Annotated in this window: 28 protein-coding genes; 4 read left to right on the forward strand and 24 right to left on the reverse strand. The window is 67.0% G+C overall.

Annotation, left to right across the window (positions count from 1 at the left end):
- Window positions 1-18 precede the first annotated feature (18 nt).
- Window positions 19-945 carry a tetratricopeptide repeat protein gene (locus WFM69_RS07180; protein ID WP_337003123.1) on the reverse strand — a complete coding sequence of 309 codons (927 nt, stop codon included), beginning with the start codon at window positions 943-945 and terminating at the stop codon, window positions 19-21.
- Entirely contained in the window at window positions 942-2,909 is a 1,968-nt protein-coding gene (locus WFM69_RS07185; RefSeq protein WP_337003125.1) for a glycosyl transferase, read from the reverse strand. The genes WFM69_RS07180 and WFM69_RS07185 overlap by 4 nt, the downstream gene beginning before the upstream one ends.
- A 180-nt stretch (window positions 2,910-3,089) precedes the next feature.
- Between WFM69_RS07185 and WFM69_RS07190 the strand changes: the two genes are divergently transcribed.
- Window positions 3,090-4,151 carry an AI-2E family transporter gene (locus tag WFM69_RS07190; protein WP_337003127.1) on the forward strand — a complete coding sequence of 354 codons (1,062 nt, stop codon included), beginning with the start codon at window positions 3,090-3,092 and terminating at the stop codon, window positions 4,149-4,151.
- Between the two features lie 16 nt (window positions 4,152-4,167).
- On the opposite strand, the gene WFM69_RS07195 is transcribed toward WFM69_RS07190, so the two are convergent.
- The 9 genes from WFM69_RS07195 to rpsB all read right to left on the reverse strand — a co-directional run bounded on the left by WFM69_RS07195 (window position 4,168) and on the right by rpsB (window position 10,889).
- The gene (locus WFM69_RS07195; RefSeq protein WP_337003645.1) at window positions 4,168-4,881 is read right to left on the reverse strand and encodes an alpha/beta hydrolase; all 714 of its coding nucleotides are present in this window, start codon (window positions 4,879-4,881) and stop codon (window positions 4,168-4,170) included.
- A gap of 2 nt (window positions 4,882-4,883) precedes the next feature.
- Window positions 4,884-5,171, reverse strand: a complete 288-nt coding sequence (locus WFM69_RS07200) for a hypothetical protein (RefSeq protein WP_337003129.1) — start codon at window positions 5,169-5,171, stop codon at window positions 4,884-4,886.
- Window positions 5,172-5,180: 9 nt separating this feature from the next.
- Window positions 5,181-5,747, reverse strand: a complete 567-nt coding sequence (locus tag WFM69_RS07205; RefSeq protein ID WP_337003131.1) for a transglycosylase SLT domain-containing protein — start codon at window positions 5,745-5,747, stop codon at window positions 5,181-5,183.
- A gap of 167 nt (window positions 5,748-5,914) precedes the next feature.
- The gene (locus WFM69_RS07210; RefSeq protein WP_337003133.1) at window positions 5,915-6,493 is read right to left on the reverse strand and encodes a DivIVA domain-containing protein; all 579 of its coding nucleotides are present in this window, start codon (window positions 6,491-6,493) and stop codon (window positions 5,915-5,917) included.
- On the reverse strand, window positions 6,493-7,638 hold the full coding sequence (locus WFM69_RS07215; RefSeq protein ID WP_337003135.1) for a phosphatidate cytidylyltransferase: 1,146 nt from the start codon (window positions 7,636-7,638) through the stop codon (window positions 6,493-6,495). The genes WFM69_RS07210 and WFM69_RS07215 overlap by 1 nt, the downstream gene beginning before the upstream one ends.
- Before the next feature lie 5 nt (window positions 7,639-7,643).
- Entirely contained in the window at window positions 7,644-8,198 is a 555-nt protein-coding gene (frr, locus tag WFM69_RS07220) for a ribosome recycling factor (protein ID WP_105668299.1), read from the reverse strand.
- A gap of 68 nt (window positions 8,199-8,266) precedes the next feature.
- The gene (gene pyrH / locus WFM69_RS07225) at window positions 8,267-8,983 is read right to left on the reverse strand and encodes a UMP kinase (RefSeq protein WP_017830711.1); all 717 of its coding nucleotides are present in this window, start codon (window positions 8,981-8,983) and stop codon (window positions 8,267-8,269) included.
- 92 nt (window positions 8,984-9,075) lie between these two features.
- Complete coding sequence (gene tsf, locus WFM69_RS07230) at window positions 9,076-9,903, reverse strand: translation elongation factor Ts (RefSeq protein WP_337003136.1); 828 nt, start codon at window positions 9,901-9,903, stop codon at window positions 9,076-9,078.
- 44 nt (window positions 9,904-9,947) lie between these two features.
- Window positions 9,948-10,889, reverse strand: a complete 942-nt coding sequence (gene rpsB / locus WFM69_RS07235) for a 30S ribosomal protein S2 (RefSeq protein WP_337003137.1) — start codon at window positions 10,887-10,889, stop codon at window positions 9,948-9,950.
- 308 nt (window positions 10,890-11,197) lie between these two features.
- On the opposite strand from rpsB, the gene WFM69_RS07240 reads away from it, so the two are divergent.
- On the forward strand, window positions 11,198-11,707 hold the full coding sequence (locus tag WFM69_RS07240; RefSeq protein WP_337003139.1) for a murein hydrolase activator EnvC family protein: 510 nt from the start codon (window positions 11,198-11,200) through the stop codon (window positions 11,705-11,707).
- Window positions 11,708-11,734: 27 nt separating this feature from the next.
- On the opposite strand, the gene WFM69_RS07245 is transcribed toward WFM69_RS07240, so the two are convergent.
- From WFM69_RS07245 to WFM69_RS07285, 9 genes are all read right to left on the reverse strand, one after another.
- Window positions 11,735-12,637 (reverse strand): tyrosine recombinase XerC, encoded by a 903-nt coding sequence (locus tag WFM69_RS07245; protein WP_337003141.1) that lies wholly within the window; start codon window positions 12,635-12,637, stop codon window positions 11,735-11,737.
- 64 nt (window positions 12,638-12,701) lie between these two features.
- Entirely contained in the window at window positions 12,702-13,892 is a 1,191-nt protein-coding gene (dprA, locus tag WFM69_RS07250; RefSeq protein ID WP_337003144.1) for a DNA-processing protein DprA, read from the reverse strand.
- A complete protein-coding gene (locus WFM69_RS07255) occupies window positions 13,889-15,418 on the reverse strand; it encodes a YifB family Mg chelatase-like AAA ATPase (protein WP_337003146.1) in 1,530 nt (509 codons plus the stop codon). Before WFM69_RS07255 ends, dprA begins: the two co-directional genes overlap by 4 nt.
- The gene (locus WFM69_RS07260) at window positions 15,415-15,777 is read right to left on the reverse strand and encodes a YraN family protein (RefSeq protein WP_337003148.1); all 363 of its coding nucleotides are present in this window, start codon (window positions 15,775-15,777) and stop codon (window positions 15,415-15,417) included. The genes WFM69_RS07255 and WFM69_RS07260 overlap by 4 nt, the downstream gene beginning before the upstream one ends.
- Window positions 15,778-15,904: 127 nt before the next feature.
- Window positions 15,905-16,231: a DUF2469 family protein gene (locus WFM69_RS07265; RefSeq protein ID WP_017204525.1), complete on the reverse strand. Its 327-nt coding sequence runs from the start codon at window positions 16,229-16,231 to the stop codon at window positions 15,905-15,907.
- 71 nt (window positions 16,232-16,302) lie between these two features.
- Window positions 16,303-16,962, reverse strand: a complete 660-nt coding sequence (locus WFM69_RS07270; protein WP_337003151.1) for a ribonuclease HII — start codon at window positions 16,960-16,962, stop codon at window positions 16,303-16,305.
- Window positions 16,959-17,684: a signal peptidase I gene (gene lepB / locus WFM69_RS07275; RefSeq protein ID WP_337003153.1), complete on the reverse strand. Its 726-nt coding sequence runs from the start codon at window positions 17,682-17,684 to the stop codon at window positions 16,959-16,961. The genes WFM69_RS07270 and lepB overlap by 4 nt, the downstream gene beginning before the upstream one ends.
- A 118-nt stretch (window positions 17,685-17,802) precedes the next feature.
- A complete protein-coding gene (rplS, locus tag WFM69_RS07280) occupies window positions 17,803-18,150 on the reverse strand; it encodes a 50S ribosomal protein L19 (RefSeq protein ID WP_017830722.1) in 348 nt (115 codons plus the stop codon).
- Between the two features lie 169 nt (window positions 18,151-18,319).
- Complete coding sequence (locus WFM69_RS07285) at window positions 18,320-18,808, reverse strand: MFS transporter permease (RefSeq protein ID WP_337003155.1); 489 nt, start codon at window positions 18,806-18,808, stop codon at window positions 18,320-18,322.
- Between the two features lie 109 nt (window positions 18,809-18,917).
- On the opposite strand from WFM69_RS07285, the gene map reads away from it, so the two are divergent.
- Both map and WFM69_RS07295 read left to right on the forward strand, forming a co-directional pair.
- Complete coding sequence (gene map / locus WFM69_RS07290) at window positions 18,918-19,700, forward strand: type I methionyl aminopeptidase (RefSeq protein WP_337003157.1); 783 nt, start codon at window positions 18,918-18,920, stop codon at window positions 19,698-19,700.
- A 60-nt stretch (window positions 19,701-19,760) separates the two neighbouring features.
- A complete protein-coding gene (locus WFM69_RS07295; RefSeq protein ID WP_337003159.1) occupies window positions 19,761-20,354 on the forward strand; it encodes a histidine phosphatase family protein in 594 nt (197 codons plus the stop codon).
- A gap of 16 nt (window positions 20,355-20,370) precedes the next feature.
- Here the strand turns inward: WFM69_RS07295 and trmD are convergent, their stop codons facing one another.
- The 4 genes from trmD to rpsP are packed head-to-tail and all read right to left on the reverse strand — an operon-like array spanning window position 20,371 to window position 22,373.
- The gene (trmD, locus tag WFM69_RS07300) at window positions 20,371-21,084 is read right to left on the reverse strand and encodes a tRNA (guanosine(37)-N1)-methyltransferase TrmD (RefSeq protein WP_337003161.1); all 714 of its coding nucleotides are present in this window, start codon (window positions 21,082-21,084) and stop codon (window positions 20,371-20,373) included.
- Between the two features lie 19 nt (window positions 21,085-21,103).
- Window positions 21,104-21,718 carry a ribosome maturation factor RimM gene (gene rimM, locus WFM69_RS07305; protein ID WP_337003163.1) on the reverse strand — a complete coding sequence of 205 codons (615 nt, stop codon included), beginning with the start codon at window positions 21,716-21,718 and terminating at the stop codon, window positions 21,104-21,106.
- On the reverse strand, window positions 21,702-21,932 hold the full coding sequence (locus WFM69_RS07310; RefSeq protein WP_017830729.1) for an RNA-binding protein: 231 nt from the start codon (window positions 21,930-21,932) through the stop codon (window positions 21,702-21,704). The genes rimM and WFM69_RS07310 overlap by 17 nt, the downstream gene beginning before the upstream one ends.
- A gap of 6 nt (window positions 21,933-21,938) precedes the next feature.
- Window positions 21,939-22,373 carry a 30S ribosomal protein S16 gene (gene rpsP / locus WFM69_RS07315; RefSeq protein ID WP_337003165.1) on the reverse strand — a complete coding sequence of 145 codons (435 nt, stop codon included), beginning with the start codon at window positions 22,371-22,373 and terminating at the stop codon, window positions 21,939-21,941.
- Window positions 22,374-22,508 lie beyond the last annotated feature (135 nt).

The raw sequence follows: 22,508 nt of genomic DNA on the forward strand, positions 1-22,508 counted from the left end.
GACCCGAGCCGCGACGCGCTAGAACAACAGCGACGAGAGCCGGTTGCGCGCTGCGACGACCCGAGGATCACCCGCACCGATCAGGCCGAACAGCTCGAGCAGGCGCTCACGGACGGGAGTGCGCTGGTCGGCCGGCAGCGTCGCGAACAAGTCCAGGAGGCGCCCGAACGCATCCTCGACATGGCCGCCTGAGATGTCGAGATCGGCGACGTCGAACTGCGCCTGCACATCCAGGGGGCCCTCGGCGGCAGCAGCCCGCGCGGCCTGAAGATCCAGGCCCTGCACACGGTCGAGCAACCGCACCTGCCCCAGGCCGGCGCGAGCATCCTCATCGCGGGGGTTCTCGGCGAGTGCCTTCTCGTACGCCTGGATCGCGGTCGCGTAGTCGCCGGCCTCGATCGCTGCGAACGCCTCCGCGTGCAGCGGCGGAAGCTCCGGCTCGGCGGCCGGGGTCTCCGGCGCGTCTGTGCCGTCGCCGACCGCCAACGCACCGGTGACACCGTTCTGCGCCGCCACCTGGAGCAGTTGCGCGAAGACCTCGCGCACCTGCTGCTCCGGCACGGCACCCGTGAACATCGGCACCGGCTGCCCGGCGATCAGCGCGACGACCATGGGGATCGACTGCGCGCGGAAGCTCTGCGCGAGCTGAGGGTTGGCGTCGACGTCGACCTTCGCCAACAGGACGCGGCCGCCGAGCTCGCGCGTCACCCGCTCGATGATGGGGCTCAGCTGCTTGCACGGACCGCACCACTCGGCCCACAGATCGACGACGACCGGAACCGTGCGGGAGATCTCGAGGATCTGTCCGAACGTCTCGTCCGTCGCATCGACGACGACATCCTGGATGCGCGGGGCCGGTGCGCCTTCGGCCGTGGGCGCCGGGCGGTTGCGGAGGCTCGACAGGTCCACGGCGCCGCGCAGGGCGGCGGGAGAGATTTCGCTCACTTGATCACCTTCACGGACACGAGGTCCTGGCGGGCCGCCAGGAGCCTGATCTGCTCCGTCGACCCCTGAGCAGGAACCGAGAAGAACAGTTGGAACTCGTATGTGGTCTCGACGCCCTTGGCCGATTCTGTCGCATCCGTGAGAGCCTTGGCCGCGGCGTTGTCACCGAACCGGATCACGACATCGTCCGAGGTGGGCGTCACGGTCTGCGTGTCGTTCACGGATACCGCGACGATCGCACCACTGTCGAGCGTCGTCATGGATACGGGCGCGGCATCCGTCGGCGTCATCTGGAAGGCGGCCTTCGACGTCTCGGCCGCGCCGGCGGCCGCCAGCCCCTGCACGAGCTTCTCACGGCTCGCCGTGACCGACGTGGCGAACTCCTGGGCGAGAGGGTCGAACTGGCCGTAGTACTCGCTCTTCTCCCCCTGATCGACGACGTCAGCGACGGCGGCGGCCAGGTTGGCCGGCTGCATGCTCAGGAACGGCGAGTCGGCGGGCACGAGCGACGTTCCGAGCCAGGTCGCCGCGACCTCGGGGAACACGGCATCGGCTGCCATCTCGGCCATGGTTGTGACCTTGTAGTTCGACCACGGGTCGGCCTGCGTCATCGTGAGGAGAACGGGCGGGACCGAGTCATCCCCTGCGCTCTTCGAGAGCACGAGAACCGTGCGCGGCCACCGGTCGGTCGCCTCGGGAAGGACCACCTCGACGTCATCCGTCGGGATGGCGGCGGGAGGCGCGGTGTCCGTCAGCTTCGAGCGCACCGCGTACTCGGTCGTCCGTGCGGCGAGAGCCGCGCCATCCAGTCGGGTCGAGGCGAGATCGAGGTCGAGTGCCGCATCGGCATCCACCAGCGTGTCCGAGATGTTCTTCAGGATGCGCTTCGCCTGCTCGTCGGTGACGGCCGGCGGCTTCTGGTTCTCGGGCGCGATGACGGTCGGGCTCGGCGACGGCGTCGGGGTTCCCGCGTCGAACTGCGGCCAGGAGTCGGCGGAGCAGCCGGCGGCGAGGAGTGCCGTGAGACCGAGGGCCGGAATCACCAGCAGGCGCCGACGACGAACCGCCCGCGCTGCCCTCATCGATGTCTTCCCCTCAGGCTCCGTGCCCTCGTCCACGATCTCCGCATCCTCGATCTCTTCGCTCGGCTTCTGCGCCGGCGAGGCCGCCGAATCGGAGTCCGCGGATTCGGGTGTTTCGAGCGCGGCGCGCTCCGCCGGCGGGAGCACCGCGACATCGATCGGCTCGGTGGCGGGAAGCGGCCCCGGTCCCTTGCGACGAGGCCCACGTCCACGACGCTGGTGCCGGATCGCGAGCACATAGAGGATGAGGCCGATCAGCAGCACGAGTCCGCCGCCCACGATGAGCGGACCCGTCAGCGGAGCAGAGTTGTCGAGGGGCCACGAGACGACGATGTTGTCCGGCGCGTCCTTGGTGCCGTCGTACGCGATCAGGAGGCTGTTGCCCTCGGGGAGCTGCATCTTGTTGGAGATGAGCACGTTGTCATCGGTGAATGAGTCGAGCCAGAGGTCCGACCCGCGCGGGTCGCGTCCGGTCGCGTCCGAGGGCGTGTCGCCCGCACCCTCGTCCGGGGTCGCGGCGTCGGTGCCCGCTCCGTCGCTCGGCTCATCCGCCGCTTCCGGTGCGGTGACGTGCTTGACGGAGAGAGCGCCTTCGTCGTTCACGGTGACGCGGTTGTAGTCGGAGTCGGCGAGCCACGCTTCCATGTCTGCGGTGCGGCCGTAGCTGCCGAAGATCTCGCCCTCACCGCGGACGATCAGCGTCTGCGCACCCGGGTTCATCCGAAGCACGTCGCCATCAAGGAGCACGAACGGTGCCGCATCCTTGATCTCGACCTGCGTCTGCTGGGAGGCGGGACCCTGGAAGATGGTTCGCTGAGCGATCCCCGCCCCGATCAGCACCGCGGCCAGCACGAAGGCCACCACGGCCCATACGAAACGCACGAATAGTCTCCTCACGCATCGCCGACATCTGCCGACGACGCAACACTCGACATTTCAGACTAGCGAAATCAGCTGTGTGTTGCCCACGAGCGGCTGCAGTATGCCCTGGATCGGCACGTCGCCCCGAGCGCGACCGACCCGCTCGATAGCCTTGCTGCATCCATCCCGAGGAGCCGCTAGATGAAGATCCACAATCCCTTCCGCACCGCCCTGGTGGCGACGCTCGGCGTGGGATTGGGCATCCTGCTGATCAGCAGCGTGCAGACGCTCTCCACGGTGCTGCTCTATCTGGGCACCGCGCTGTTCCTGAGCCTGGGCCTCGATCCGCTCGTGTCGTTCCTGGAGCGTCGGCGACTCCCCCGCTGGCTCGCCGTGCTGGCGACGATCCTCGCCGTGCTCGCGGCTTTCGCGGGCATCGTCCTGATGGTGCTTCCGATCCTGGTCGATCAGATCTCCCAGCTGATCGCCCAGATCACCGCCATCGTGCAGCGGGGTACCGCCATCGACGATCTCCGGGAATGGATGATCGAGACGTTCCCGAACCTGAAGGTCGATGACGTCTTCAGCTACGTCGAGGACTGGCTCACCACGAACCTCGCGCAGATCGGTGGATCCATCGGCCAGGGATTCCTGGTCGCCGGCGGTGCCGTGCTCAGCGGACTCTTCGGGGCCTTCATCGTGCTGATCCTGACGATCTATCTCACGGCATCGACGCCGTCGCTGAAGCGCGCGGTCTACCAGCTCGCCCCTGCGTCGAAGCGCGACCGCTTCATCGACCTCGCCGAGCAGATCACCGACTCCGTGGGGTACTACGTGATGGGGCAGGTCTCGCAGGGCGTGATCAACGGCGTCCTGAGCGCGATCTACCTCTCGATCATCGGAGCACCGTTCCCCGCCGTCCTCGCGATCGTCGCCTTCTTCTTCTCGCTCATCCCCCTCGTCGGCACCCTGACCGGGTCGACCATCATCGTCCTCGTGTGCCTCATCCCCGGGCTCGGATCTCCGGGCGTCGCGATCGCCGCGGCGATCTACTACCTCATCTACATGCAGATCGAGGCGTACGTGATCTCGCCGCGCATCATGAGCCGCGCGGTCTCCGTCCCCGGGGCGGTCGTGGTGGTCGCGGCCCTGGCCGGTGGCAGCCTGCTCGGCCTGCTGGGGGCCCTCATCGCCATCCCGGTCGCCGCGAGCATCCTGATCCTCTACCGGCAGGTCCTCATCCCCCGGATGAACGAGCTCTGACGCGCGCTCCGACCGCTCAGTCGACGGGCCAGTGCGTCGCCAGCGGGAGCGCGGCGGGATTCACGGCCGCGACGATCTCCGTGAGCACGCGCCGCGTCTGCGTCTCGCCGACCCACAGGTGCTTGCCGCCCTCGACAGCGATCAGCTGCGCATGCGGGATGGCCGCGAACCTCTTGCGTGCCTCGTCGGGGCGCAGGTAGTCGTCGAGTTCCGGGACCAGCACCACGACAGGACGGTCGGTCGCCGCCCACGCCGCGACCTCGCCATCGGTCGCCCGATGCAGCGGCGGCGACAACAGGATGATGCCTTCGATGTCGTGCTCGCGGCCGTACTTCAGGGCGAGCTCGGTGCCGAACGACCACCCGAGCAGCCACGGCCGCGGGAGGCCCCGTTCCCGGGTGAACTCCATCGCAGCGGCCACGTCGAACTGTTCGGCGGCACCTCCGTCGAACGCGCCGTCACTCGTGCCTCGGGGCGAGGTGGTGCCGCGCGTGTTGAAGCGCAGCACGGCGAGGTCAGCGAGCGCGGGCAGTCGCGCCGCCGCCTTGCGGATGATGTGCGAATCCATGAAGCCGCCCGCCGTGGGCAGCGGATGCAGCGTCACGAGTGTTGCAACAGGCGGAGCCGTCTCCGGCTGAGCGAGCTCGCCGACGAGGGTCAGCCCGTCCGCCGTGGTCAGCTCGATCTCCTCACGGCGAGCCGGCAACTCCAGCGGCCCTCGAATCTCCATGCTCACGCGATCCTCCAACAGTGTGTGTGCCAGTGGCGGCGCGCAGCCAGGTCGGCGCTGTCACCGAGAACGCCATCTGCCCGCCAGGCGACGAGGTGAGCGGTTCCCGCATCGATCCCGCGCCCACAGCCGGGGCAGACGTACTCCTTCTGCGCCTGAGCGCCGGACACCGGTTGTACGGTCCATTCCACGCCGCGGCGCGTTTCGGATCTCTTCCACCCGGCGAGGAGGCGATCGAACGAATCCTCGTGATCAGGGCGCGCCGAAGGCCGTCTACGTGAGCGTGGCATCGTGCCTGCTCACCACCAGTGGTTTTTGGTCCAGAAGTTGTACGCGCCTTCCCAGCTGCCGTAGCGGCCGGTCGCGTACCCGGTCCCCCAGCGCAGGTTGTCCACCGGGTTGTACCCGTTGCCCGGAACCTTGCTGCACGGCAGCGCCTGGACGAGCCCGCACGCACCCGACGACCTGTTCGTGGCGTTCGGGTTCCAGCCGCTCTCGCGGGAGACGATGTAGTTCACGAACTGCCAGTCGCTCTCGGCGATGCCTGCGGCCGCCATCCACTCGGCAGGAGCACCGCCACCGGTGTACGGGGCGAGCGCTGCGCGCGGTGCGGACGACCCACTGGAACCGGTCGAGGCGACGACGGGCGGGGGCGGCGGCTTGGGCTTGACGTACACCTCGAAGGTGCCGCGCTCGACAGGGGTGATCGCCGCGCCGTTGACAGTCACGGTGAGATTCTGCGTGTCGGCGAGAGCGAGCGAATACACCGAGTCCGGAGCCTCGGCCTTGACCGGCTCAGCAAGTGCCACACCCGTCGGAGCGACCAGCGCACCGGCGAACCCGACCACCGCGAGAGCACTGAACACTCCGACCACACCACGACGGCGAGACCATCGCCGCGCGCCGGTGCGCGCTGAAGATCCTCTCGCTGCGGGCATCAGCGAGAGATCGTTTCGTTCGAGATTCATGTCGTTTCGGGAGCTCACGATGAAGGACAGTCTACGCAATCGAGTCTGAGTCGACCATCAGAACGTCAGCGGACGGCGAGAATGACGTCGATCGTCGCATCCAGAAGGGCATCGACCTGCTCTTCACGGTAGCCCCCGCGCTGCATCCGGAAGGCTGCCGAACGCAGCTGCTCAGCCGTCAGCGCATCCCCATCACGGAGGTAGCGCACGATCCGCGTCGAGACATGATCGACCTCATCGATGCGGTAGCCGAACGTGAGCACACCGGTACGAGCGAAGCGGTGACGACGCGGTCGTGCGAGGTGATCGAGGATCTCCTGCGCATCCGAACGAGCCTTCTCGACCCATGCACCTGCACCCTGCGTACGCACCACGCTCTCGCGCTCGCGCGCGGCGAAGGCGTCTTCCACGCGCCCCAGCGCTGCGTCCACATCGGCGACGACGTAACCGCCCTTGACCAGCGGGAAGGACGCGGTGCGCACATCATCCGCGTTGAGCCCCTCGCCTCCGGTCTCGAATTCACGCCGTGCGGAGGCGAGGAAGGCATCGACCGCGGCACGGTGATAGCCCCGCGTGCGGCCGGTCGTCAGTGCGAAGGCAGGCGGCGTCTGCACGGCCTGTTCTTCGAGCGAGTTGTCATTCATCACAGCACCACCCAGGGAGAGAGGAGGAAGTAGAGGCAGAGAGCGGGGATCGTCGACGGCAGGATGCTGTCAAGACGATCGAGCAGTCCGCCGTGCCCGGGCAACCAGGAGCTCATGTCCTTGATGCCGAGATCCCGCTTGAGCATGGATTCGCCGAGATCGCCAAGGGTCGCGGACAACAGGATCGACGCACCGAAGATCAGACCAGCCCACCAGGGCAACTCGAGGAGGTATATCGCCAAGAGCACACCGGCGATGAGCGATGCCGCGACCGCGCCGCCGAAGCCTTCCCAGGTCTTCTTGGGGCTGATCTTCGGAGCCATCGGATGGCGCCCGAATGCCAGCCCTGCCGCGTAGGCGCCGGTGTCCGCCGCGACCGCGATCGCGATGAAGCCCAGGACCCACCACTGCCCGCCTTCCTGCCGGAGCAGGATGAGGGCGACACCGGCCAGGAACGGAACGTACACCTGGACGAATCCGCTGATGACGGCATCCGCGAGCACATCGCCATACGTACGGCCATCCCGCGCGATCATCTGCCCGATCAGCCGCCAGACGATGACGAACGCAACAGAGACGAACAGGACGACCCAACACAGCCACGGCTCGAGGAAGTAGGCCGAGAGCACCAGGACAGCGGCCGCGATCAACTGCGGGACGACGTCGATGCGCCGACCCGAGGCGCGCAGCGCGCGGGAGAGCTCGTACACGCCGAGCAGTGCTGCCGCGAGAGCGAACGGCACGAAGAGCGCCTTGATGAACAGGAGCGAGCCGAGCAGTGCCGCCCCGAAAGCAAGACCGATGAGGATCGCGAGCACCAGGTCGCGACCGGTGCGCTGCTTGATCCGCTCGTTCGCCTGATCGAGCTGGTCGCGTGCGTGCGAGACATGACTGCCGAGCTCGTCTCGGGCCGCACGCCACTGCTCGCGGATCGCGTTGTGATCGGCCGTGTCCAGCGGGTCATCCGCGTGCACAGCACCACCGCCCGACGGCACAGGAAGCGGGGGCCGCGGGGGAACCGCGTCCGCGTCGAACGACGGGAACGCCGCGTCGACGAGCGGGACGCCTCCGGACGGCGAGCCATCGGTCGCGTCACGACGCGTCAACGGCTTGTCGTCCTCGGCATCTCGCGTTTCGTCAGACATCCCGCCTACACCTCGAGGAGTTCGGCCTCTTTGCGCTTCAGCGCGTCGTCGATGAGGTCGACGTGCTGACGCGTCAGACCGTCGAGCTCCTTCTCGCCACGGGCGATCTCGTCCTCGCCGAGCTCGGACTTGAGTGCATCGAGCTCGTCCTTCGCCTTGCGGCGGATCCCGCGCACATGCACCTTGGCGTCTTCCGCCTTGGTCTTGACGAGCTTGACGTACTCCTTGCGGCGCTCGGCCGTGAGCTCCGGCATCGTCACCCGGACGAGGTTGCCGTCGTTCGTGGGGTTCGCACCGAGGTTCGGCATGTCGCGGATCGCCTGCTCGATGGCCTTCAGCGCCGACTTGTCGTACGGCGTGATGATGAGGGTACGAGCCTCCTGGTTCGCCAGCGACGCGAGCTGCGCGATCGGGGTCGGTGTTCCGTAGTAGTCGACGAGCACCTTCTGGAACATCTGCGGGTTGGCACGACCGGTGCGCACCGTGGAGAAGTCCTCCTTGGCAGCTTCGACCGCCCGGTTCATGCGGGTGGTGGTTTCAGCGAGGACGTCCGCGATCACGGTGACTCCTATCGTCGGGGTGTTCTGCAAATTCTATCGGGCGAAGCCTTCTCCGCCGTGTCCCACGCTCAAGCGGTGACGAGGGTTCCGATCGGCTCGCCGAGCAGCGCCCGGGTCACATTGCCTGCCGGCTCCATGCCGAACACGCGCATGTCCATGCTGTTGTCCATGCAGAGGCTGAACGCCGTCGAGTCGACGACCTTCAGTCCGCGCTGCAGGGCATCACGGTAGGTCACCCGCTCGATGCGCTCGGCGTCGGCGTGCTTGTTCGGGTCGGCCGTGTAGATCGCGTCCACACCGTTCTTCGCGACGAGGACTTCATCCGCGCCGATCTCCAGCGCACGCTGCGCCGCCACGGTGTCGGTCGAGAAGTAGGGCAGGCCCGCGCCGGCGCCGAAGATCACGACGCGCCCCTTCTCGAGGTGACGCTCGGCACGACGCGGAATGTAAGGCTCGGCGACCTGGGTCATCGAGATCGCGGACTGCACGCGGGTCGCGGCACCAGCCTGCTCGAGGAAGTCCTGGAGTGCCAGAGCGTTCATCACGGTACCCAGCATGCCCATGTAATCGGCACGTCCGCGATCCATGCCGCGCTGGCTCAATTCCGCACCACGGAAGAAGTTGCCACCGCCGACGACGATGGCCACCTCGACCCGGTCGACCGCAGCAGCGATGTCTCGCGCGATCTGGGATACGACGTCGGGGCTCACACCCAGCTGTCCTGCGCCGAAGGCTTCGCCGGAGAGCTTGAGAAGGACGCGGCGGCGTCCGGTGCGTTCAGTCATGGGTGGGTGTCCTCTCGTCCCGATTCAAGATAGTGCCTTGTGGGCATGAAGAAGGGGTTCGGATCTCTGCGATCCGAACCCCTTCGACAGTGCTACGCGCCGACCTTGAAGCGCGCGAAGTCCGTCACGGTGATACCGGCGTCCTTCGCCACCTGGGCGACAGAGAGCTTGTTGTCCTTGGCGTAGTCCTGCTCGAGCAGGGAGACCTGCTTGATGAACGCGGACACACGACCCTCGACGATCTTCGGGAGAGCCGCTTCCGGCTTGCCCTCGTTGCGCGAGATCTCGGTGACGATCTCACGCTCCTTCTCGACGGCGTCGGCCGGGACGTCCTCGCGGGAGAGGTACGTCGGGTTGGCGAACGAGATGTGCTGCGCGATGCTGCGAGCGGTCTCCGCGTCCTCGCCCGAGTAGGCAACGACGACACCGATCTGCGGCGGCAGGTCCTTGCTCGTGCGGTGCAGGTACACCTCGACCTTGTCGCCGACGATCGTGCGCACCTGGCGCAGCTCGACCTTCTCGCCGATGATCGCGGCTTCCTCGGAGATGACCTGCTCGACGCTCTTGTCGCCGGCGGAGGCAGCGAGAGCTGCCTCGACCGAGTCGGCCTTGACCGCTGCCGCGGCATCGGCGACCTTGTCGGCCAGCGCGATGAAGCGCTCGTTCTTCGCGACGAAGTCGGTCTCGCAGGCGAGCTCGATCAGCGTCACAGCACCGTCCTGCTCGCGAGCGACGACGAGTCCCTCGCTGGTGGACCGGTCAGCGCGCTTCGCGTTGCCCTTCGCACCCTTCAGACGCAGGATCTCGGTGGCCTTCTCGACGTCTCCGTCGGCCTCCTCGAGCGCCTTCTTGGTGTCGACCATTCCCGTGCCGAGCTGCTCACGCAGCGCCTTGAGGTCGGCGATGGTGAAGTTGGCCATGTGTGGTGGCTCCTTGCTTCGTTATGTATGTGTGTACGAGGGGATTACTTGGCGTCTGCGGCCTCGGCGGCGGCGACCTCAGCGGTCTCCTCACCGGAAGCGGCGGCGATCGCCTCGTCGTGTGCCTCGGCACCGGCTGCATCGGCAGCGGTCTCATCGGCAGCAGGCGTCTCGACGACAGCAGCAGCATCGTCTGCGGTCACGATCTCCGCAGCGTCAGCGGACTCCTGGACCGGGGTCTCGAGAAGCTCCTTCTCCCAGTCGGCGAGCGGCTCCGCGTCACCCGTCTCCGGGTTGTGCTTCTGCTGCAGGCCCTCGGCCGCGGCGTCGGCGATGATGCGGGTCAGCAGCGAGACGGAGCGGATCGCGTCGTCGTTGCCGGGGATCGGGTACTGGAAGTCGTCCGGGTCGGCGTTCGTGTCGAGGATGCCGATGACGGGGATACCGAGCTTCTTGGCCTCGTCGATCGCAAGGTGCTCACGCTTGGCGTCGACGACCCAGATGGCGGACGGCGTCTTCGTGAGGTTGCGGATACCACCGAGCGACTTGTGCAGCTTGTCGAGCTCGCGCTTCTTGAGAAGCAGCTCCTTCTTCGTGAAGCCGCTGTTCGCCGGGGTCTCGTAGTCGAGCTCCTCGAGCTCCTTCATACGGGCCAGACGCTTGGAGATCGTCTGGAAGTTCGTGAGGAGTCCGCCGAGCCAGCGCTGGTTGACGAAGGGCTGGCCCACGCGGGTCGCCTGCTCGGCGAGGATCTCCTGCGCCTGCTTCTTCGTGCCGACGAAGAGGATCGTGCCGCCGTGGGCGACAGTCTCCTTGACGAAGTCGTAAGCCTTGTCGATGTAGCCCAGCGACTGCTGAAGGTCGATGATGTGGATACCGCTGCGCTCCGTGAGGATGAAGCGCTTGACCTTCGGGTTCCACCGACGGGTCTGGTGTCCGAAGTGCACGCCGCTGTCGAGCAGCTGGCGGATGGTGACCACAGCCATGGTCGTCTCCTGGTTCTGGCGCGTTTCTGCGCCGTTGAGGTTGTACAAGCCGATCGGATGACCGGACTCCCTGGTGCCCGGCTCACACCCGCCTGCTCAGAGAGAAGGACCTGTGGGAGTGGATGCCGTGAGATGACTCACTTTGGGCACGCGTAGTCACCCCGAGTTCGGGGTGCTCCCCCAGCATACAGGATCACTCCGCCTGCACTCGCCCTGCACGACCCGTCATTCCATGGAGTTCTTCCGGATACGTGAACTCCGCTCCACTTCCGTTCACCCCTTCCCGAGCGGCCTACCAGACTGCCGTGATGCGCACGCCTTCACGATCGATACTCAGCACCGTCCTGGCCTTGGCCCTGATCGTCACGGCCCTCAGTCCGGCCTCCGCCTCCGAGACGAGCGCCTTGCCTCGCTGGCGGTGGCCGCTCTCCGGACCGCATGCCGTACTGGCGCCGTATCGTGCACCCGCCCACGCGTATGGTGCCGGGCATCGTGGCATCGACCTCGGAACATCCCTCGGTGCCGCCGTCACGGCACCCGCTGACGGTGTGGTGGCCTTCCGCGGCACTGTCGTGGATCGCCCGCTGGTGACGATTGAGCATCCCGGCGGCCTCACTTCCACCTTCGAGCCCGTGGAGTCGTCGCTCATCCCGGGCGAGGCCGTGATCGCCGGCCAGGAGATCGGGAGCGTTGACGTCGGCGGACACACGGCTGCAGGAGGCCTCCACGTGGGGGTTCGACGGGAGGGCGACTACATCAACCCGATGCTGCTGTTCGGCGATGTCCCTCGTGCCGTGCTCCTCCCCTGCTGCGAGTGAGCTCGAGCTGCGTCGTTTCCCGTCTGCTCAGGCTCGGGGATGTGCGAGCCGGTAGGTGGCGGTCAGTCGCTCGGTGGAGACGTGGGTGTAGATCTGCGTGGTTCCGAGGCTCGCGTGGCCGAGGAGCTCCTGCACCGCTCGGAGATCCGCACCCCCATCGAGGAGGTGCGTCGCCGCCGTGTGCCGTAGAGCATGAGGGCCGACGGTCTCTGCGCCGACGATCGGCGACAGCACCCTCGCGACCAGCTCGTAGACGCTTCGCGGACCGATCCGCCCGCCGCGGCTTCCCAGGATCGCCGCGGACGTGAAGGCACGCGCCTTCGCCACCAAGGTCGGCCGTCCCCGACGCAGGTATGCGGCGAGGGCGTTGCGGGCGGGCGTTCCGAACGGCACGACACGTTCCTTCGCACCTTTGCCGAGGACGCGAGCTGTGCAGCGATCGAGGTCCAGGTCGTCGATGTCGAGGCCGCACAGTTCCGACACACGGATCCCTGAGCCGTACAGCAGCTCGAGGATCGCATGATCTCGGAGCGCGATCGGGTCCCCCTCCTCCGCGGCCCGACGATGCTCGTCGAGCAGGGCCGACATGGCATCACGAGACGCGACGGTGGGGAGCGTGCGGCCCTTCTTCGGCGCGATCAGGCGAAGGCTCGGGTCATGGACGATCAGCCCCTGCTCCTGCACCCACGTGAAGAACGACCGAGCCGCTGCTGACCGTCGGGCCAACGTCGATCGCGCATCGCCCCGCTGAGTCGCCCGCCACAGCCAGTCTCTGAGCATCTCGAGATCGATGGCGTCGAGCGGAACGTTGCCGACCGCAGCCGCGAGATCTCGGAGATCGGAGCGGTAGGCCTTGACGGTCGCCGGAGACAACCGACGCACCCGGAGCAGGTGGTCGGCGAAGGCTTCGGCTGCCTCCGCGAGATCCATGCCCCCAGCCTGCCGGGGATCGCCCTGCGACAGTCCGCGCCTCGCCGCTCGCAGCGATTGTCGGTCATATCGCGCCTGAGGCTGTGCGCCGCCATCCTGTCGCTCCGAACTCAACCGCTCCTTCCAGTTGCAAGAGTCCGAGCAACGCGCGCACGCGATGAAGCGACAATCCGGATCGGCGCCCGAGTTCATCCGGATTCGCACCCGACTTCGGGCTCATCACCTCGAGGAGGCGGGTTCGCTCCGGATCGCGCCTTTCGTCCTCTGCCCGCGGAGGATAGGCCTCTCCCCAGAGCTCCCGTACCTCCTGAGCTGACGTGACGCACTGCGCGTCGTACTCCCTCAGCAAGCGATGACATCCCGCCGACGACGCCGACGTCACCGGTCCAGGGACCGCGCCGAGAGGGCGCCCCAGGCTGGCCGCATGGCCCGCCGTGTTCAGGGACCCGCTTCGCCAGCCGGCTTCCACCACCACCGTCGCCTGCCCGAGTGCGGCGATCAGGCGGTTCCTGGCGAGAAAGCGCCATTTCGTCGGCGACGTGCCGCACGGCGGTTCGCTCACCACCGCCCCCTCCGTCACTATCCGGCTCAGCAGCGTCTGATGCCCTGCCGGATAAGCGCGATCCACCCCGCCTGCGAGGAAGGCGATCGTCGCACCACCCACCCCGAGCGCCGCACGGTGCGCAGCCCCGTCGATGCCGTACGCACCACCGGACACGATCACAGCCCCGGCCGAGGCGAGATCGCCGGAGAGGTCTGCAGCCACGTGTTCGCCGTAGCCGCTGCTGGCACGTGCTCCGACGATCGACACTCGCGGCGCCCACCGCAGAAGTTCGAGACGTCCGCGTACCCATAGGGCGTTGGGCACCCCCGGACCCAGATCCCCGAGGGACTCCGGCCAGAACTCGTCCCCGGGGATGACCAGGCTCGCGCCGATATCGCGAGCACTCGTCAGCGCTCGGCGTACCGACACGAGGTCGGCGCGCGGGCACCATCGAGCTCGGGCGGCGGCCAGCTCCCGCGACGCGAGCGTAGAGTCGCCACCCGTGGACGAGAGCGAGTCTGCGGCCCCGACCGCCAGCGCCAGGGCGTCGACTGCACCAAGCGTCTCGACCAGAACACCCGCCACGGCATCTCCCGGTTCCGCGATGACCGTCCAGGCCGCACGGGCAAGGGCATCTTCGAGTGCCCCCGCAGGGTGCACGCGGCGCATCGCGGCGACGCTCTCCGCGTCGCTGAGCAGTGCATCGATCATCTCGGCAAGCCTCTTCTCAAGTGCAGGGCTCGACCGATCTCGTCGGTTCCCGGGCGGTCGAGCTCTGCCAGATCCGCCATGGTCCACGCGACGCGGAGCACCCGGTCATAGCCTCGCAAGGTGAGCACGCCGCGTTCCAGCGCCCGATCGAGCGGCGAGCGGGTGGCCGGAGGAAGGCGCAGCGCTCCTTGACGCAGCCAGGTGCCCGGCACGTCGGCGTTGCGGCGCCACGGAGTTCGGTGCCACCGCACGGCGGCGCGCTCCCGCGCCGCCGTGACACGGTTCCGTGCCTGCGCGGTCGTCGTGCCTGTCGCCACCTCTCCAGTCGCGCGCGACGCAGCGACCCGCGCCACCTGGAGGTCGATATCGACACGATCCCGGAGCGGCCCGGACAATCGTGTCGAGTACCGCCTGATCGACGCCGGCGGACAGACGCACTCCGTGCCGCGGACCCCATGGTTTCCGCACGGACACGGATTCATCGCGAGCAGCAGCTGGAACCTGGCGGGGAACTTCGCCGTGAACCCGGCCCGATGGACTTCGATCACGCCGGACTCCAGCGGCTGCCGAAGTGCGTCGAGGGCGACACGCGAGAACTCCGCCGCCTCATCGAGAAACAACACGCCGGCGTGTGCGCGTGCGATGGCACCGGGCCGTGCCGCGCGTGACCCTCCACCTACGAGTGCGGCGACGGAGGCGCTGTGATGCGGCGCCTCGAGTGGGGGCAGCCTGTCGAGCACTGCCACCGGCTCTCCGCTCAGGGAACGGATCGACGCGACTTCGAGCGCGTCGCGGTCGTCGAGCGCCGGCATGATCCCGGGCAGCCTCGTCGCAAGCATCGTCTTTCCCGCTCCTGGCGGACCGCTGAGCAGCAGGTGGTGTCCCCCTGCCGCAGCGACGATGAGCGCGTCCACAGCGTCCTCCTGTCCGACGACCTCAGAGAGATCGACTGGACCGGAGCTTGGCAGCGGCACGGAAGCGGCGACAACGGCTTCGACGTCAGGAACCTCGACATCGGCGCCATGCCACACAGCGACTTCGGCGAGTGACGCAGCCGCTCGTACTTCGACGCCCGGCACGAGTCTCGCTTCAGACTCGCTTCCCCGCGGAACCACGACGGTGGCGAACCCCGCCCGTGCCGCAGCGAAGACCGCGGGGAGCACCCCCGGCACCGGGCGGATCCGGCCGTCGAGTCCGAGTTCACCGATATGGACGACACCGGCGATCGAACGCGGGTCGATCGCACCACCCGCTGCGAGCGACGCTGTCGCGATCGCCAGGTCGAACCCGGCCCCGTGCTTCGGGAGACTCGCAGGTGACAGATTCACCGTGAGTCGTCGCCGGGGCAGATCGAGACCGGCATTCTTGCAGGCATTGTGCACCCGCTGCACCGCTTCGCCCAACGACTTGTCCGGGAGCCCGATGATCCTGAACTCCGGCGTCTGATTCGACATGTCGGCCTCGACCTCGACGATGTGACCATCGACTCCGTTGAGGGCGACGGCCCACGTCCGCGCCGTGCTCATGCGAGGTCCATGAGGTGCTCGAGAGATCCGCGTGCAGGGTCGGGCCCGATGATGCCGATCGCGTCGAGCCGTACGACACGACCGCGGGCAGTCTCCGGGTTCTCGCTGAGCCAGGCGTTCGCCAGTTGCCAGAGCCGCCGTCGCTTCCGTCTATCGACCGCTTCGAAGGGGTGACCGTAGTTCGCTGTACGCCGTGTCTTCACCTCGACGATCGCGAGATGATCGCCCCGCATGGCGATGATGTCGATCTCGCCTTGTGCGCAGCGCCAGTTGCGTGCGAGCAGCGTGTAGCCGCTGTCCACGAGGTGCTGCGCTGCCCGGTCTTCGCCTGCTCTTCCGAGTTCGTCCTTCGCTGCCATGACCCCAGCATTGTGCGCCGGTCGACGTGTAAGGCGGCCCAGCGCGGTGGTCACCCGGGCATTGGGGAAAGGTCAGAAATCTGCTCAGACGTGGAGAAACATCACCCCGTCACCCGCAGGCGAGGACTCACTCTCCGTCGAGAGACAGCTCCTGCGGCAGCTCGAACTCACGGCGCTGCAGTTCCTCGACGTTGACGTCCTTGAACGTGAGCACACGGACGGCCTTCACGAAGCGATCGGCGCGATAGATGTCCCACACCCACACGTCGCTCATCGAGATCTCGAAGTAGAAGTCGTGCTCGGTGTCGCGGCGGACGACGTTGACCTCATTCGCCAGGTAGAACCGGCGTTCGGTCTCGACGACGTACTGGAACTGCGACACCACATCCCGGTATTCCCGGAACAGTGCCAACTCGAGCTCGCGGTCGTAATCGTCGAAGGCTTCCTCATCCATGATGAAGTCCATCCTAGAGTCGCGCGCCGTGCCGCGCGGCATCGTCGATGCACTGACTCCGTCGTCAGACCTCAGAAGAGTGTCGGAGCGTCGGCGATCGCCCACGAGGCACGGTGGAACGACGAAAGTCCATTGCTCCGGATGGCGTCGCTATGCTCTGGGCTCGCGTAACCCTTGTTCCGGTTCCACTGATACGCCGGGTGAGCGTCGTGGAGCTCGGCCATGTACCCGTCTCGAGCGACCTTCGCGATCACGGACGCCGCCGACACCGACGCGCAGTCACGGTCGGCCTTCACGACGGGGCGAACGCGCAATGGCACCGGATGCACCCTCGACACGTAGTCGTGATTCCCGTCGAGCAGCACCATCGCTCCGTCCATCGCCACACCGGTCTCGGCGACGGCCAGAACAGCCCGCGAGGCGGCGAGACCCAGAGCCGTCATGATGCCGACCTCGTCGATCTCCTCCGCGCTCGCCCAGCCCACGGCGGAAGCGCGGACCCAGGCAGCGGCACGCGCGGCGACTTCTGGCCTGCGTCTCTCGGTGACGAGTTTGGAATCCCGAAGACCCTCGGGAACGCGGCGCCGCGCCCCTGCCGCATCCATCACGGCCGCGCCGACGGCGACGGGGCCGGCGAGAGCACCTCGGCCGACCTCATCGAGGGAGATGATCAGCTCGCACTCCCCCAGGAGCCGACGCTCCAGAGTCAGTTTCGGCGTGATGACGGTCATTCCGGGTCCGGAACTCCGTTGAAGATGTCGTGGTGACTATCGATCGGGCCCATCCGATCAAACGGCCAGGTGGTGAGGAACGCCTTGCCGACGATGTTGCCGATGGGCACGAACCCGCCACTGGGCAGATCTTGATGAGCTCGGGAGTCCCGAGAGCGATCCCGGTTGTCGCCGAGGAGCCACACCGAATCCTCCGGAACCACGACATCGAAGGGTTCGTTGGACGCGGAGGTATCGCCCTCTGGCAGGTTGAGATAGCTGAGCTCGTCGATCGGGGCGCCATTGATCGTGATCTGCCCCAGCGCGTTGCAGCACACGACATGGTCTCCTGGCAGTCCGATCACACGCTTGACGAGGTGGTCCTGCGAATCGGTGGCCGAGATCCCGACGAAGTTCAGCACCCAGTCGACAGCTTGGACGAGTGGGGGCTGTGCAGGCGTCTGCGGCTGCGGATCGAGCCAGCCGCCGGGATCCTTGAACACGACGACGTCCCCGCGCTCGTACGGGGTCCATCTTGGCGTCAGCTCGTCGACCAGGATCCGGTCCTTCACGAGAAGCGTGCGCTCCATCGACGCGGAGGGGATGTAGAACGAGCGGACGACGAACGTCTTGACCACGAAGGACACGAGCGCCGCGATCAGCACGATCACGAGCACGTCCCGGAGGAAGACCAGGAACCCACGTCGTCGTCCGGAGGTGCGCGCGGCGGGAGATTCAGTCATCAGGTTCCTTCTTGAGTCGTTCACCGCTTTGGCGCGACCGTATCAAGGTTCGCACACCGGGGAGAGAACACAGCACCCCAGGACATCGTGTCCTGGGGTGCTGTGGAGAACCTGCGCGTCAGCGGTCGCGCTTCTCCTTGATCTTCGCCTTCTTGCCACGGAGCTGGCGGAGGTAGTAGAGCTTCGCACGACGCACGTCACCGCGGGTGACGACCTCGATGTGGTCGATCACCGGGGAGTGCACCGGGAAGGTGCGCTCGACGCCCACCTGGAAGCTGATCTTGCGGACCGTGAAGGTCTCGCGCACGCTGTCGCCCTGGCGGCCGATGACGACGCCCTGGAAGACCTGGATACGAGAGCGGCTGCCCTCGGTGATGTTGACGTGCACCTTGACGGTGTCACCGGGGAAGAAGTCCGGGATGTCCGAACGGAGGGAAGCCGCGTCGACGGCGTCGAGGATCTGCATGATCGTCTCTCTCTGCACCCGCCACAGGTCGCATGCATGAATTCAAAGGAACAAGAAAAGGAGTGAACTGTACGGAGCAGATGCATCCGCGGGCTCCCCTGTGGCAGAGCCGGTCACAGCACAAGGAACCATTCTGCCACGGATGCTGACTCCGACCAAAACCGCGGCGTCAGTCTCGGGCTTCGGTCTCCCGTACGACGATGACCTCGTGCGCCCGCGTCGGAGGTGCCGATTCGTCGGCCGTGGGGATCGTCGACCACGTGATCGTCTCGCGCAACCGGGTGCCGCCGCCCTTCGCCTCGTTCCAGAGTTGCCACAGCTGGAGCCACACGAGGCCGATGCCGGCGGCGATCGCGCCGGTGAGCACCCAGGGGAACGCTCCATCGATGAAGAAGCCGACGGCGATCGTCAGGCCATGCCACACGGTGAAGCCGGCGACATCCCACCACGACACGGCCCGCTCGATGCGGACGGATGGCCGAGAACGCGTGAGCAGCGTGAGCAGGAGCTGTCCGAGGAAGACGGACGGCATCGCGATCAGGAGCACCCAGAAGATCGCCCATCCGCCCTGGAAGACTCCCCACCCGATCAGGAGCCAGAGTGGCAGCAGGAACGCCGCCGGAAGAAGCCAGCGGAAGAACGCCTGTCGCAGCCACATGCTCAAATCGTACGACGCCGCTGCCCTGTCGGTCCCGGTGTTCGCTGAGAGCATCCGGGGAACCGGAACCGTTCGATCAGGGAGAATGGAAGGGACGAGAGGACACCCGATGATCGAACTGCGCACCCCTGCCGAGATCGACGAGATGCGCGCTGCCGGCCGCTTCGTGGCGGAGACACTGGCGACGCTGCGCGACGAGACGAAGGTCGGGACCAACCTCCTCTCGATCGATCGCCGTGCGCACGACATGATCCGCAAGGCCGGAGCGGAGTCCTGCTACATCGACTACCACCCGTCGTTCGGGGCGAGCCCCTTCGGCAAAGTCATCTGCACCTCGGTGAACGACGCCGTTCTGCATGGCCTCCCCCACGACTACGCCTTGCGCGATGGAGACCTCGTGACGCTCGACTTCGCCGTGTCCGTCGACGGCTGGGTCGCCGATTCCGCGGTCTCGTTCGTCGTCGGCACTGCGCGCGACGAGGACCTCCGCCTCATCGACACCACCGAGCGCGCCCTGGTCGCGGCGATCGAGACGTCGACCGTCGGCAACCGTATCGGTGACATCTCCGCTGCCATCGCCGCGGTCGCGCACGGTGAGGGGTATTCCATCAACACCGACTTCGGCGGTCACGGCGTCGGACGCACGATGCACGGAGATCCACATGTGGCGAACGACGGACGTGCCGGGCGCGGCTTCCCGCTTCGAGCCGGGCTGGTCCTCGCCCTCGAGCCGTGGTTCCTCGCCACGACCGACGAGTTGGTGACCGACCCTGACGGCTGGACCCTGCGCAGCGCCGACGGCTCTCGTGGCGCGCATTCCGAGCACACGATCGCGATCACCGAAGACGGCCCGATCATCCTGACCGACCGCTCGTTCCTCGGCGTCGACTGACGCGTCGCGCGCACGGAATCACGCGCGACACCGCGGACTCGGGTATGCCATTCTGAGTCCATGATTCCGCAGGACCGCCATGTGCCGGAACGGCTGTTCCTGGCTCGGCATGGTCAGACCGAGTGGAGTCTCGAACATCGACTGCAAGGCCAGCTCGACTCGCCTCTCACGAAGGAAGGCGAGGCACAGGCTGCGGCGATCGCCGCACGACTCTCAGGCGCCGACATCCAGACGATCTGCTCGAGTCCCCTCGGCCGTGCGATGCAGACCGCCCTCATCATCGCGGATCGGCTCGGCGCAGACGTCATCGAGGTACCGGAGCTCGCTGAACTCGACCACGGCGAGCTGGCGGGACAGACCTGGGAGCAGATCGACGAGTCGCATCCCACCGCGAGGGAGGAACGCGCCGCCAACCGCTTCGGATGGGCGTTCCCCGGCGGCGAGAGCTATGCCGAGGCACGGGTGCGGGCACGAAAGGCCCTCAGCAGCTGCGGGTGGGCATCGAGCGGGGTGCCGCTGCTCATCAGCCACGAGATGATCGGCAGGATGCTCCGCGCCCAGCTGCGCGGTCTGAGCACTGCCGACGCACTGGCGTTGCGGCACCCGCACGGTGTCGTGTTCGAGATCGAACGCGGCGCGGAGCGGATGCTCTGAGCCGATCGCGCCGCGCTCAGGACTGGTGGTGATCGTCCGCAGCGAGCAGGTCCGGACGGCGCAGCCGTGTACGTTCGATCTGCTGCTCACGACGCCACGCGGCGATCGCACCGTGGTTGCCGCTCAGCAGGACGTCCGGGACGGGACGATCACGCCAGGATGCCGGCTTCGTGTAGGACGGGTATTCGAGGAGGCCGTCCTCGTGAGACTCCTCGACCAGGCTCTCGGGGTTGCCGACGACTCCGGGAATGAGACGGCCGATGGCCTCGATCATCGCCATGGTCGCGACCTCTCCCCCGTTGAGGACGTAGTCGCCGAGGCTGATCAGTCGCACTTCGCCGAGCTCGCCGGCGTACTCGAAGACGCGTTCGTCGATGCCCTCATAGCGCCCGCAGCCGAAGACCAGGTGCTCCCTGGTCGCCAGATCCCGCGCTGTCGTCTGGGTGAAGACCTCTCCCGCCGGCGACGGGAAGATGATGGTCGGACGCGAGGTGCCCTCCGGCCCGGCGGCGATCTCGTCGAGAGCAAGCGCCCATGGCTCGGGCTTCATGACCATGCCCGCACCCCCGCCGAATGGCGTGTCGTCGACCTTGTGGTGCCGGTCGAAGGCCCAGTCGCGCAGGTCACGGACCCGAAGGTCGAGGATGCCCGCCTCCTGCGCCTTTCCGAGGAGAGAGAGGGTCAGACCGTCGAAGTACGACGGGAAGATGGAGAGGACGTCGATGCGCACGGAGGAACCGTATCAGCGGTCACTCGGACGCGTCGGCGTTCGAGTCCGAGGAGGCCCCGGAGACCGCGTCCGGGAGCTCTTCGAAGAGCCCGGGCGGCGGCGTCACGATGAGTCGTCCGGCAGCGACGTCGACCGTGGGGACGATCGCCGAGACGAACGGCACCATCACTTCACGATCGCCTGACTTGACGATCAGCAGGTCCTGCGCCGGGAAATGCTCGACTCGCACGACCCGGCCGACCACGGCATCGTCGCGGACGACATCGAGACCGACGAGCTGGTGGTCGAACCAGGCGTCGTCCTCGACCTCATCGACGTTCTGGTCGATCCAGAGGATCGCCTTCACGAGGCTGTCGGCACCGTCTCGGTCCTCGACGTCCTCGAAGAAGACGACAGGGTTGCCGTTCATCACGCGGTACTCGCGGACCGCGATCTCCTTGCCATGCCACGGAGATGCCTCAGGCACCTGCAACGTGAAGACGGCACCGCGGACGAAACGGCCCTCGGGGTTGTCTGTGTACAACTCGAGCTTGAGTCCACCCTTGAGACCGTGCGCCTTGACGAGGCGTCCGACTCGAAGCTGGTTCTTGCCCTGATTGCGGTCCTTCGACACCACGTCAGTCGTCCGCGACATCGACGCGGACCCGACGCCCGTCAGCGAGAGCGCTGACGAGTGTGCGAAGGGCCTTCGCGGTGCGGCCGCCGCGCCCGATCACGCGTCCACGGTCATCCGGGTGCACGCGCACCTCGAGAAGATCGCCCCGAGGCGACGTGGATTCGTTGATGCGGACATCCTCGGGGTGATCGACGATCCCCTTGACGATGTGTTCGAGCGCGGCGGCGAGCACGACGAATTACTCTGCGTCGGCGGCGGGGGCCTCAGCGGCCTCCGCGTCGGCAGCGGCGGGAGCCTCCTCAGCGGGAGCCTCCACCTTCTTCTCGACCTTGGGCTTGACGACCGACTTCTTGGACGCGTCGATCTCGAACGGAGCCTTCGGCTCTGCGACCTTGAGGGTGGACTTCGCGTCCTTGTCGCCCTTGAACTTGCCCCAGTCACCCGTGATCTTGAGGATGGCGGCGACCTGCTCGGTCGGCTGCGCGCCGACGGAGAGCCAGTACTGAGCACGCTCGGAGTTGACCTCGATGAACGAGGGCTCCTCGGTGGGGTGGTACTTGCCGATCTCTTCGATCACGCGACCATCACGCTTGGTCTTCGAGTCAGCAACGACGATGCGGTAGTACGGCGCACGGATCTTGCCCAGGCGCTTGAGACGAATCTTGACAGCCACGATTCTCCTGAATTGTGTGGAAGGAAACGAACCGGTCGCCTGGAGAGTGGGGTGCACACCCGGCGGAAGCTCAAATGAGTGTGGACACCTGCCGGATAGAGGGTCGAGCAGGTGGTCCGACCCTCTATTCTGCCA

The organism is Microbacterium sp. LB12 (assembly GCF_037150835.1).
Taxonomy (GTDB): domain Bacteria; phylum Actinomycetota; class Actinomycetes; order Actinomycetales; family Microbacteriaceae; genus Microbacterium.

Coding starts and splice junctions, on each gene's coding strand:
- WFM69_RS07190 (WP_337003127.1), top strand. CDS start 3,090: ATGAAGATCCACAATCCCTTCCGCACCGCCCTGGTGGCGACGCTCGGC.
- WFM69_RS07195 (WP_337003645.1), bottom strand. CDS start 4,881: ATGGAGATTCGAGGGCCGCTGGAGTTGCCGGCTCGCCGTGAGGAGATC.
- WFM69_RS07200 (WP_337003129.1), bottom strand. CDS start 5,171: ATGCCACGCTCACGTAGACGGCCTTCGGCGCGCCCTGATCACGAGGAT.
- WFM69_RS07210 (WP_337003133.1), bottom strand. CDS start 6,493: ATGAATGACAACTCGCTCGAAGAACAGGCCGTGCAGACGCCGCCTGCC.
- WFM69_RS07215 (WP_337003135.1), bottom strand. CDS start 7,638: ATGTCTGACGAAACGCGAGATGCCGAGGACGACAAGCCGTTGACGCGT.
- pyrH (WP_017830711.1), bottom strand. CDS start 8,983: ATGACTGAACGCACCGGACGCCGCCGCGTCCTTCTCAAGCTCTCCGGC.
- tsf (WP_337003136.1), bottom strand. CDS start 9,903: ATGGCCAACTTCACCATCGCCGACCTCAAGGCGCTGCGTGAGCAGCTC.
- rpsB (WP_337003137.1), bottom strand. CDS start 10,889: ATGGCTGTGGTCACCATCCGCCAGCTGCTCGACAGCGGCGTGCACTTC.
- WFM69_RS07240 (WP_337003139.1), top strand. CDS start 11,198: ATGCGCACGCCTTCACGATCGATACTCAGCACCGTCCTGGCCTTGGCC.
- WFM69_RS07245 (WP_337003141.1), bottom strand. CDS start 12,637: ATGGATCTCGCGGAGGCAGCCGAAGCCTTCGCCGACCACCTGCTCCGG.
- dprA (WP_337003144.1), bottom strand. CDS start 13,892: ATGATCGATGCACTGCTCAGCGACGCGGAGAGCGTCGCCGCGATGCGC.
- WFM69_RS07255 (WP_337003146.1), bottom strand. CDS start 15,418: ATGAGCACGGCGCGGACGTGGGCCGTCGCCCTCAACGGAGTCGATGGT.
- WFM69_RS07260 (WP_337003148.1), bottom strand. CDS start 15,777: ATGGCAGCGAAGGACGAACTCGGAAGAGCAGGCGAAGACCGGGCAGCG.
- WFM69_RS07265 (WP_017204525.1), bottom strand. CDS start 16,231: ATGGATGAGGAAGCCTTCGACGATTACGACCGCGAGCTCGAGTTGGCA.
- WFM69_RS07270 (WP_337003151.1), bottom strand. CDS start 16,962: ATGACCGTCATCACGCCGAAACTGACTCTGGAGCGTCGGCTCCTGGGG.
- lepB (WP_337003153.1), bottom strand. CDS start 17,684: ATGACTGAATCTCCCGCCGCGCGCACCTCCGGACGACGACGTGGGTTC.
- rplS (WP_017830722.1), bottom strand. CDS start 18,150: ATGCAGATCCTCGACGCCGTCGACGCGGCTTCCCTCCGTTCGGACATC.
- WFM69_RS07285 (WP_337003155.1), bottom strand. CDS start 18,808: ATGTGGCTGCGACAGGCGTTCTTCCGCTGGCTTCTTCCGGCGGCGTTC.
- map (WP_337003157.1), top strand. CDS start 18,918: ATGATCGAACTGCGCACCCCTGCCGAGATCGACGAGATGCGCGCTGCC.
- WFM69_RS07295 (WP_337003159.1), top strand. CDS start 19,761: ATGATTCCGCAGGACCGCCATGTGCCGGAACGGCTGTTCCTGGCTCGG.
- rimM (WP_337003163.1), bottom strand. CDS start 21,718: ATGTCGCGGACGACTGACGTGGTGTCGAAGGACCGCAATCAGGGCAAG.